The organism is Corallococcus sp. AB030, assembly GCF_003668965.1.
Classification (GTDB): domain Bacteria; phylum Myxococcota; class Myxococcia; order Myxococcales; family Myxococcaceae; genus Corallococcus; species Corallococcus exiguus.
In genome coordinates this window covers 17,610-28,198 of sequence record NZ_RAWQ01000145.1, presented here as the reverse complement: position 1 = coordinate 28,198, position 10,589 = coordinate 17,610, and the positions used below count along the sequence as shown (strand labels likewise).

Genomic DNA, 10,589 nt, shown 5'->3' with positions numbered 1-10,589 from the left:
CGGTTCTTCCATGGCCTCAAGCGCTTCCGCCGCCTCGCGACTCGATATGAGAAGACAGCCCGCAACTACCTTGCCCTCATCCACCTCGCCTGCACTCGGATGTGGCTCAATTAGGGACACCCCCTAGCCCCCGCTTCGCAGGCTCGGGCCCCCGTGCGTTCGCGCGGGGGCCCGTGCTTTTCAGCGCCTGGGCTGGAGGACGAAGACGTCGTCCCCCTTGCCCACGGTGTCCAGCGTCGCGAAGCCGAAGTCGGTCGCACCGCCGAAGAGCCCGATGATTCCGGCCCGGCCGTCCTCCGTCACCGACAGGTCCATGGGTGTCACCGGTCCCGTCGCCACCATCCGCGCCTGCTCGAGCTGTCCATGGGAGCGCTCGATGCGCGCCAGGTAGCCGCCGTCCTGCGTGACTCCCGGCAGCGGTCCCCGCCCGAACCCGAAGGGCTGTCCCGCGGTGTACCGGCCGGTGGCGAAGACATGGTTCTGATGGTCGATGTCCGCGTACGCCGTCCCGTTCCCTATCGCCCCCGCCCAGCGCTCCTCACCCGCGCGCGTGTAGGCCGCCACGAAGCCCTGTGGGCCGAACACGACGACGGGCCTTCCCGCGAAGCTGAAGCTGTTCTGGACGTCACCACTCGTGATGACGCGGTTGCCATTGACGCGGGCCCGCACGCCGAAGGAGTTGGCCCCCGGAATCGTCCGGAGCCACACCCGGCAGCCCTTCGAGGAGATGCGCTGGAACCGGGCCATGGCGGTGAATGGCAACACCGGATCCGGTCCGATACCCGCGAGGTAGAAGTCGCCCTCGGCGTCCGCGGAGACGTCGTTCAGCAAGCCATGTGAGACCTCGAGGTAGACCCACCGGAGGTCCAGCCCGGGCGTGTAGCTGACGAGGACATCGGCATCCAGGCTGGTAGGGGGAACCGTGACGGGACCGTCCCCGTAGTCGACCGTGCCTTGCTGGTAGGCCGCCATGGCCACGTTGCCAGCGCGGTCCGTCGTGATCGCTCTCGGAGCGATGATGCCGACGAAGCTCTTCACCCACTGCAGGTTCCCCTGGCGATTGAACTGAGCCAGGAAGGCTCCCTCGGGAAGCGGACCGCTGCCCAGATCCAGCCCGCCGGTTTGCCCTCCACCCACGAGGATGTTCCCGGCCCGGTCGACGTGGAGGGCAGAGACGTTCACCCCGCCGAAGCCCCCTCCAGGCGGAGGGGGAGCGGCGAGCACCTTCGCCCAGACAAGCGTCCCATCAGGCCTGTACTTGGAGATCGCCCCGACAAGCCCGGTGGACGGCCCGATGGGCCCAGTCCCGAAGTCGACGGGGGCGAAGTAATACCCGGCGGTGACGACGTTGCCTTCCCGGTCGTGCTCGATGCCCGTTGGGAAATCGTCGTCCGCTCCTCGGATTGGCTGCACCCAGTAGGGCCGGCCCCTCGGGTCATGCCCCGGAGCCCCGGCCGCGACGGCGTCCGTCTCCTGGACCTCCAGCGCCTCCGCCGGCGTGGGTGCCAGGTCCTTCTCTTCCGGCGGCGCGCCGCAACCGGCGAGCCACACCGCCAGCACCGCACCCCACAGCCACGTGCGTCCTGCCATTCTCCGCCTCCTGGGAGCCCGGGACCCAGCTCACCGACGGCGGAAGGTGGAGGCACTGCTCCCAGATGGCATGAGGTCCGGAGGGGAACCGCGCGCGTCGGACGGCGCCCATACGACAGGCGCCCGGGGATGAAGCCCGGCGGAATCCTTCCCGCCGGGCCCTCATTCTTCAGCTCACGTGCACATCAGCCACGAGCACTTGCCGGACTGACACTCGCGGCCCGCGGAACACAGCGAACCCTTGGCGCGCTTGTTCACACACTTGCCGTCGTTGGTGCCCCAGCCGCAGAACTGGTTCGCGGCGCAGTGCGTGTCGGCGGAGCAGGTGCAGACACCCGGGATGTCGCCGCAGTTGTCCAAGGCGCTGCACAGGCTGGACTTGCACTCCTGATCAAAGCGGCACGTCTCCGACACCAGCTTGGTGCTGGGGGCGTAGGCCTTGCCGCAGATCTTCGGGAACGCCGCCTCACGGGTCGCCTTGGCGACGTAGGGGTCGACGCCACCGGTGTCGATGTCGTTGGCCGCGTCCGCCATGCCGGTGCGGGTGCCGTTGGCGCGCTCCCACATCCGGATGAAGTTCTCCGAGGAGCCCTCCAGGCCCGTGGTGTTGACGCCCAGCTGCTTCAGGTCCTTCACCACGTCCGGCAGGAGGCCCACGTGGGCCAGGCCGTACACGTCGAAGTCGGTGCCCAGCGGCGGCGGGCCGGAGACACGCTGCTGCTCCTCCTGCGCGTCCGCCTCCGCGTGGAAGCCCGCGGAGCACGCGCCGAAGTCACCGAAGCGCGGGCGCGTCTGCTGGATGAAGCCGTTCAGGTCCGCGCCGAAGCCCATGTTGACCTTCAGGCCCTGGCGGCCGAACTCGTACGCCTGCGCGAGCGAGCGCGTGGAGCCCTGGCAGTTGTTGGCCACCGGCGTGCGGTTGTAGTTGCGCGTCTCGTCGTGCGCGGTGCGCAGGCCGAACATGCCGCCCGTCTGGCGCACGTAGCGGACCACCCACGACGGCGTCGTCTTCTCGTTGGAGGCCAGGTCCGGGTTCATCACCTCGCGGAAGTGGCCGTGGGAGATGAACAGCGGGTAGTACGTCTGGCCCTGGGACAGGGCATAGGCGTCCTGGACGCTCTTCTCGGACATGTGGGCCATGTCGATGAGCATCCCCTTGTTCATCATCTCCTGGACCAGCAGCTTGCCGTCCGCGGTGAGGCCCTTGGTGTTCTTGCAGTTGGCGTCCACGTCGAAGCCGAGCGTGAAGCCGTTGCCGGTGAGGCCGCAGTCCGTGTCGATGTGACAGTTCTCCAGGAACTGGGCCACCTGGAAGATGGCGTTGTGCGGGGCAGCGCCGCCAAAGCGGTTGTCCAGCTGGTGCACGGGCTGCAGCGAGCGCACGCCCAGCGAATAGACGCGGTTCAACTCCGCGCGCCAGTCCTTGGTGCCGAAGAGCTTGCTGGACTCGATGGAGAGCACCATGGCGAGCTTGCCCTGCGCGATGATCTGCCGGGCGTGCGCGGGCGAAAGGGCAATCTCCGCCCAGTCCGTGCGCGCGTCGAAGTCGCGGGCCATCTGGAGCTGGACGTCCACGTCCATCATCTCGTCACAAGGGCGCTTGAGGTTCTGGTACGGCAGCGCCTTGCAGAGGAACTCGTTGCTGACCAGCGACACCATGACCAGGGACATGCCGCCCTGGCGGGCCTTGTTCAGCCAGCCCTCCCACGCCTGCTGATGCGCGATGGTGTCCCAGCGCGGCCACTGGGTGGGCGTGTCCATGCGGCCCAGGTGCAGACCGGTGTCGCCCTGGGTGCCTTCGACCTGGCCGATGATCTCCGACGCCACCGCGCCGCCCACGCCGAAGACGTCGGACAGGACGGGGATGCCGCTCAGGTTCACGTTGCCCGAGTTGGGACAGAGGTTGAGCATGTTGCTCAGGTCCATGCGGACACGCGCGTGGTCGCTCTCCGGCATGCCGCCGTCACAGCTCGCCAGCGTGCCGGTGTGACTGCCGTGGAACCACCCACCGCCGAACGCCTCCTCGGCGAACATGTGGTGGTGCATCTCCGCGAAGCCGCTCACCGCGAGCGGCTGGGCCACCTCCACGGGCGCCTCCACGGGGGCGGACGGCTCGTCCGTGACGGGCCCGCAGGCCAGCGCGAGCGACGTGGCCGCGAGCAGCGGTGAGAACAAATACCTTGAGACAATTCGGGAGCGACGCGACATGCAATGCACCTCTCTGGGGGGTGGGGCACACTGGGAGTATCAGCCCCGGTTCCAGCTAATCAATGCTTGCGGCCTAAGCGCGGTGAAGCCTCGCATTGACGCGACGCGCCACGCGGGAGGGTTGTCACATGCCCGAGACGTGGCCATGTGTGCCTCATGGAGGCCACCGACACGCTCCCCGACTCTGCGCTACCGGAGCTGCTGAAGCGCGTGGGCTTCCGGCGGCGGCGGTGGGGGTTCGGCTCGGCCACCCAGCTGCTCTGGAACAGGGTGGAGAGCAACGCCTCGCTCCTCGAGCTGTGCCGGATCCGCCAGGATCTCACCGCCGAGGAGACGGCCATCCTGCGGCAATGCCAGGAGAAGCTGGAGGCCGCGCGGTGGTGCCTGGACAAGCCCACGGGGCGCTGGTCCTTCTCCTTCTGGGAGCTCATCCATGAGGTCGACGGGCTGCTGTTGCTGGTGATGCCCGCGTCCATGCTGGTGCCCCGGGCGCTGGAGATCCAACAGCAGTTCGAGCGCCGGGTGACGGACTCGCGGGCCCACCTCTGGCTCGGCGCGGACAGGGCGAGCGGTCCCCTGCCCCGGAGCGTGCGCCAGCTCACCCGCGTGGACGAGCCCGGAAGCGTTGCTCCCCCGCCCCTCGACGCGGAGGAGTCCCGCTACTGCCGCAGCGTGCTTCGAGGGGCGCTCGACACCGTCAACCAGCAGGTGGACAAGACGTTCTGGCAGCTCTCCATCAACGTCTCGTTGCAGGTCTTCAGCACGCTCCTGCTGCTGGCGGTCTTCGTCATCTCCTTCGTGCTGCTGACGCGGGAGTTGATCCAGACCTGGCCGGGGGAGCTGATTCCCCGGGGCCTGCTCCTGGTGGGCTTCGCGGGGGCTTCCGGGGCCATCATCTCCAACATGCTGTCGAAGGAGCGCTTCGTCGTCGCCACGGGGGCAACGGGCCGCTTCTTCGCCTACCACCTGATGGTGAAGCCCGTCATCGGCGCGTTCGCGGCGCTGATGCTCCTCTTCCTGGAGCAGTCCCGCATGCTGCTGTCGGTGGACACTCGGACGGGAAGCACCGGGGTGGACCCCAGCCCTGCCCTCTTCCACATCGTCGTGAGCGACAACCAGGCCGTGTTCTTCACGCTGATGGCGCTGGCGGTCGTCGCGGGTTGGTCCGCGGACAAGCTCCTGAGCTCCATCATGGACAAGGTGCTGGGCCGGCTCCTCGGCCAGTCGGAGAAGGTGCTGCCTCCGTCCAACCCCGCCAGCACTCCGCCGCCTCGCACGCCAGCGGCGCGGTGAGGATCAAGCGGGCGCTGGGGCTTCGTGGCGGGGCACGGACCTCCGGGCGAAGCGGGCCAGCGCGGCCAGCAGCTCGTCCGCCATGTGCAGGGCGTTGGGGCGCCAGGGCGCGGTGAAGCGCGCGTCCATGCTCGTCTGGCGGATGGTGGACAGCCACTCGTGCACCACCCGCTCGGAGTAGCCCGCGCTGCGCGCCGCCTCGTGCAGCAGGGAGTATTCGCGCAGCAGGAAGGTGGAGAACGTGACGGGGTCGTCCGCGCCCAACGCGATGGGCACCGGCGGGGGCGCGTTGTCATCCGCGCGCGGGGGGTTGAGTCGCAGGATGGGGTGGTTGCGCAAGTCCATCAAGTTGCCGATGAGCAGGTTGCTGGACGGGTTCACCTCCACGACGGTCCCCCGCGCGCCCACGTGCCGGCGCATCGCGTCCTGCACCGCCCGGAGCGCGTCCACCTCCGACGCATCCAGCGGGATGTCCACCAACTGCTGCCCGCGCTGGAACACGCGCTCGTCCTCCCGGTAGGCGATGAGGAGGCTTCGGACCTGCTCCGCGTTGAGCACCCGGGTCCAGTTCAGCCGGCGGAAGGTGCGGCTGAAGGCATCCAGCCCCACGCCGCCCTCCTCCCGCGCCAGCGGCGGGCACCAGAGGTTGTGCAGCACGTGGTGCGCCTCGGCCAGCACGTGCGGCGCGATGCAGTCTCCGAAGACGGACTCGGACAGCTCGCGCAGCATGTTCTCCACGCGCTGCGGCCTTCCGGGAGGTGCCTCCGCGGCCAGCGCCGGTGGCAGCCGGTAGTCGCCGTAGAGGCGCCACTCGAAGACCAGGTCCCACAGCCGGTCCTCGGCCGGCATCATCACCGCGCCCACGGACTCCGCCCACATCCCGGGCTCCACGCCCAGCGCGGTGGCGTGACCCAGCCGTCCCCCGGTGCGGTCCAGCAGGTAGTGCATGCTCTCGTAGATGCGGCGCAGTCCCTCCATGAGGTGCCGGTAGTCCTCGCCCACGTGCGACGTCAGGCGGAGCGGTGGAGCGCCCCGGGCCTCCCGCTTCGTCGCGGCGCGCGCGGCGCCCCACCGCACGTAGCGGTAGAGCGGTGCCAGCACCCACGTGGGCACGCTCAGCTCATCCGACGCCACGTCCAGGCCCCGCACCAGCCAGAGCGACAGTGGCACCGCCCGAATCAGGTCCACCAGCGCCTCCACCTGCACCGACTGCGCGGCGAAGTAGTCGGAGAATCGTCCGCCCAGCCGCACGCGTCCCTCGGGCACCGGCTCCGCGTACGTGCCCATGCCGTGCGCGGGCGGCTGCCCCTGCGTCCAGTTCCGGCCGGGGTCCCGGGCCTTGATGAGGTGCATCACCACGCCGAACTCCGGCGGGCGCCCTCCGACGGCGCGCTCTCCCGTGCGGCCCAGCACGCCCCGCCATGACTGCGTGAGGGAGGCCAGCTCCTCCGCGATACGGATGGGGTCGTTCGCGAGGCTCGTGCGGACCTCCAGCGCGGCGATGGGTTGGTCACCGCCCGCCACCGCGTAGGACACCTCCGCGCGCACGGCGCGCAGGGGCCGCTTCATCGCGGCTGGACGACCATAGAAGCGGATGAACCACTGGAGGCCCGCGGTCAGCGGCCGCTGCACGTAGGCGCGGTAACTGATGCAACGCACGCGCTGGACCTGCCAGAAGAGCCGGTCGAAGTGCACGTCGTGCTCACCCGCGCGCTCCATGCGCCCCAGGTGATTCAGGCCCGCGCGCACCAGCCAGCGCTCCCCTCCGTTGGGACTTCTCAGGCGCAGTCGCAAGGCCACCGGATCACACCGCCGCCATACTTCATCGAGCGTGGCGGGCGGGTCGGTCACATTGCGGGCCGCCAGCGGGTGGAGGTCCTCGTAGAGGCCGCGCAGCTCATCCAGCGCCGGGAGGATCTCTCTCCGGCCCCGCGAGAGCGCCTCCAGCGTGCGTGAGAGCACGCGTCGCCGCTGCGGCAGCCATGCCTGGGATTCCGAGAGGCCGCGCACGAAGTCCAGGAGCGAAGGCGTCTCGCGGCGCAGCAGGACCTCCGCGAGGACACAGCGGGTCACCGCGGTCGCCAGCAGCCAGCGCAGCATCACCTCGCCTTCGTCGAAGGGAATGCCCGGCCCCGTCAGGGTGCGCGGATCCAGGCCCGCGTCTCCCACGGAGGACAGCAGCGACGCCCACAGGAGCGGGAAGTCCATGCCCGCGCCGACGTGGTGGTGCACCTCCGCCACGCCGCGATCCAACAGGTGGCGCACCAGCAGCGGCGGTTCGATGTCCACGCGCGTCGGAGGTGGCTCCACCGGCACGGCCGCCAGCAGCAGATCCTCTGGCATCGCGAAGGTGAGCCAGCGGTAGTGCGTCAGCGCCTCCACCGCCTCCGCGCCCGTGCCCTGGAAGATGACGGTGACACCGGGCCTGCGCTCCAGGTGCGTGTCCGCCAGGTGCCGCAGGTAATGGAACATCGACACGCCCGTGCGCGGGGCCTGCCGGTGGCTGACGTGGCCTCGCGAGGGAAACCAGAACGCGTCGCGCACGGCGATGATCCGGTCCAACGACCAGCCGCTGGCGTGCTCCGACAGGCTCTTCTCGCACTCGCGCCAGAGCGCGCGCGTGGGGCCGCCGGACTCCGCGTCCAGCGACGGCACCAGCTCCGTCACCGCCGAGCGGAAGGCCCCGAGGCTCGTCAGTGGGAAGCTGGCCACCTCGGCTCGGACGTAGGCCTCAGGGACACGGCGTGGGGCCAGGTTTCCCGGGGGTGGGCGTGCGCCCTCGCGGCTCACGGATGCTCATCCGGGGACGTGGGGGTCAAGCGGTGCGTCATGCCCAGCACCACCCCCGCCAGCGGATCCCCGTCGTGGTCCACCACCGCGAACCACGCATCCACCAGGGTGTCGAGCCAGCCGTAGTACGTCTCCGACGCGCGCCCACCACCCGCGCCGAGCGCCTGACGGAGAGACTCCGCCGCGCTGGAGCGGTTCACCGCGTCGCGCACCCGCTGATGCCGGAATGCCGCCAGCCGGGGCGCCTGGGTGCGCCAGTCCTTCACCAGGAGGTCCCAGCCGTCATTCGGACTGGCGACACCAGACGGTTGGCGAAGCAGGCTCCGCGCATCGACGGCGAGCGCGAACTCCGGCAGCACCTGGAGCGGCAGCATGTCGCGAAGCCAGACCTGCGCCGTCCAGAGCCGATCATACCCGGCGCTGTGCTCACGGATCCGCGTGACGAGCTCCGCCACCGTGTCGCGCACCCACTGTTCATAGCGTTCCAGCGCGAGGGTCAGCCGCGAAGCCTTCAGCACGGAGACGGTGCCCTGGCGTTCATCGCCCCAGTTCCACCGGCCCATCGCCATTCCGGACACGGAGCAGATGTTCTCCACCCACGCAGCCTGGATGAAGCGCGCGCGCAGGGTGGCGTCCTCCCCGTCCCCAGCGGTGAGGAAGCCCCTGGAGAGTCGCACCAGGAACGCGCGCCACTGCGCGGTGAGGATGGCGAACTCGATGAAGGTGTTCCACGAGGGGGGCGTCCACCAGAACGCGGCCTGGACGAACGGCTCGCCGCGCGCGCGGCCCGACCAGAACTCGTGCACGGTGGCGATCATCTCCGGACTCATCTCGAGCGCCGTCACGTCCGCGCTCAGCACGCGGGGCCGCTCGAAGAGCATCAGCACGTCATGCAGGACCATGAACCAGCCGGCGACGTTCGCGGGCAGCGGCGCTTCGCGGCCGGGTTGCTCCAGGTCCTCCAGCACCAGGATCACCTCGTGGAAGCGGCGCAGGTGCACCTCCGTACCCAGCACCCGGGCGTGCGCGCCCGTCCCGTTTCCACCGGGATCGCGCGGCGGCGCCTGCAGGACGCCATGGAGGCTGGTGCGCTTGGAGCGGCGGATGGGCTTGCCCGTCAGGTCCAGGCAGACGCGGCCCTGGTCGTCCTGACGGAGGATGCGGTGGTGCAGTTGCTCGCTGGCCCAGGCCGGCAGGTCGCTCTCGTCGATGGCGTTGCGGAGCATCTCCGAGGCGATGCGGACCACGGACTCACCCTGCTCCGGCGCGGCCCCGGTGGTGGGCGCGGCGGAGCACATGACCTCGTGCCGGACGGCGTGCCACAGGTCCTGCAGGGTGCGCGCGGGCAGCGTGAGCGCGAGCCTCCCCACGTGGTGGAGGAGCGGCTCGTCCGGGCGCGCTTCGGTTTCGCGGGCCTCCGCGTCGTCATTGCGGAGGGCTTCGCGGTAGCAGCGCGCCACGTCGGGCGCGAGGCGGGCTTGCAGGTCGAAGAGATCCGCGAAGGTCTCCAGCACGCGCGACTCCGTCCGCTTGCTGGCAGGGAGGCGCAGGCGCCGCAGCAGCGAGCCCAGCGGCTCACCTCTCCCGTCCACAGGGAAGCGCCAGGCCTCGTGGGGTTCCACCAGGTCCAGCGCGATGCGGTAGCTGGGCGGCAGCGCGCGGCGCAGCGTGGTGGCCGCCTGGCGCCGGGCGATGGCGAGCGTCTCCTCCTGGCCGCGCGCACCGATGCCAGCCTGACCTGAGATGATCAGCTCCTTCTGGAAGGAGCGCTCCATGAAGCGCTGGAACTCCTGGTGTCCGGCGGCCAGGACGAACCAGAGGTGGCGGCTGGCCACCATGCGCGTGAGCTTCACGATGTTGTAGAGGTGCTCGATGCTGCGGTCCACGTTGTCGATGGGCAGCACCAGCAGCACCTGGTCACCGCCGGACGCGCCGAAGCGCGGCATGGACAGCGTGCGCGCCACGTCCTCCATGGCGTCCGCGAAGCGCGGCTGGAAGTTGGCGTAGATCTCCGACGCGCGGATCTGTTGCTCCGCGCGCACGCGGGCATCGGTGGTGGACGGGATGTCCTCCCACATGAACGACGCGTCGCGGATGAGGTGATCCAATTTCCCCCACGTCTCCTCCGCGCCCTCTTCCAGGATGGAGGAGGCCCACCGGGCGGACTCGCCGCGCTCGCCCTTCCCGCGGCGGGGTTGATCCAACGCGGCCCGCACGCGGACCAGCAGCGTGGCCAGCAGGTTCGCCTGCGTCGGGACGGGTTCCAGGTCGAGCGGCTCCAGCCAGAGGATGCGCCGCTCCAGCCGTTCGAGCGTCCGCGACAGCGCGGGCACCTCCGGACCGGGCGCCCCGCGCACGAAGGACTTCCAGTCCCGCAACGCCTGCACGGCGCTGAGCAGAAGGGTCGTCTTGCCGCAGCCCCGGGCGCCGGAGACGAGGAGGCTGGTGGAGAGGTGTTCAGTGCTGGCCGCGTCCGCGCTGCCCTCGCAGGCCGCCTCCAGCCAGGAGAAGAGCTCCCGGAGTCCCTGGCGGGTGGACGTCAGCAGGTCGTCCCACGCGAAGGCCTGCGCCTCCGCCTGGGGCGTGGGCAGGTACGGCTGACCCGCCTCCGGGGCATCGTGCGGTGTCGTGGCCATGGCCCCGGAGGATGGGCGGGGGACACCGCCGTGCGAATCGCCCTGGAGTGAGGAGGGATGTCACCCCGAGGA

At 70.1% G+C, this 10,589-nt stretch carries 6 protein-coding genes; 2 read left to right on the top strand and 4 right to left on the bottom strand.

Going from position 1 to position 10,589, the window contains the following annotated elements:
- Positions 1-114 (top strand): transposase (locus D7Y15_RS29180; RefSeq protein ID WP_147452043.1); only part of this gene is annotated, 114 nt, incomplete at its 5' end.
- A 66-nt stretch (positions 115-180) separates the two neighbouring features.
- On the opposite strand, the gene D7Y15_RS29175 is transcribed toward D7Y15_RS29180, so the two are convergent.
- Both D7Y15_RS29175 and D7Y15_RS29170 read right to left on the bottom strand, forming a co-directional pair.
- Positions 181-1,590 carry a hypothetical protein gene (locus D7Y15_RS29175; protein ID WP_121754606.1) on the bottom strand — a complete coding sequence of 470 codons (1,410 nt, stop codon included), beginning with the start codon at positions 1,588-1,590 and terminating at the stop codon, positions 181-183.
- Between the two features lie 174 nt (positions 1,591-1,764).
- Complete coding sequence (locus D7Y15_RS29170; protein ID WP_121754605.1) at positions 1,765-3,798, bottom strand: membrane dipeptidase; 2,034 nt, start codon at positions 3,796-3,798, stop codon at positions 1,765-1,767.
- Positions 3,799-3,954: 156 nt separating this feature from the next.
- Between D7Y15_RS29170 and D7Y15_RS29165 the strand changes: the two genes are divergently transcribed.
- Positions 3,955-5,091, top strand: coding sequence for a hypothetical protein (locus D7Y15_RS29165; RefSeq protein WP_148712895.1), 1,137 nt, complete (start codon positions 3,955-3,957; stop codon positions 5,089-5,091).
- 3 nt (positions 5,092-5,094) lie between these two features.
- On the opposite strand, the gene D7Y15_RS29160 is transcribed toward D7Y15_RS29165, so the two are convergent.
- Entirely contained in the window at positions 5,095-7,803 is a 2,709-nt protein-coding gene (locus D7Y15_RS29160) for a hypothetical protein (protein ID WP_121754603.1), read from the bottom strand.
- 74 nt (positions 7,804-7,877) lie between these two features.
- Positions 7,878-10,517: an ATP-binding protein gene (locus D7Y15_RS29155; RefSeq protein WP_120578630.1), complete on the bottom strand. Its 2,640-nt coding sequence runs from the start codon at positions 10,515-10,517 to the stop codon at positions 7,878-7,880.
- Between the last annotated feature and the right edge of the window lie 72 nt (positions 10,518-10,589).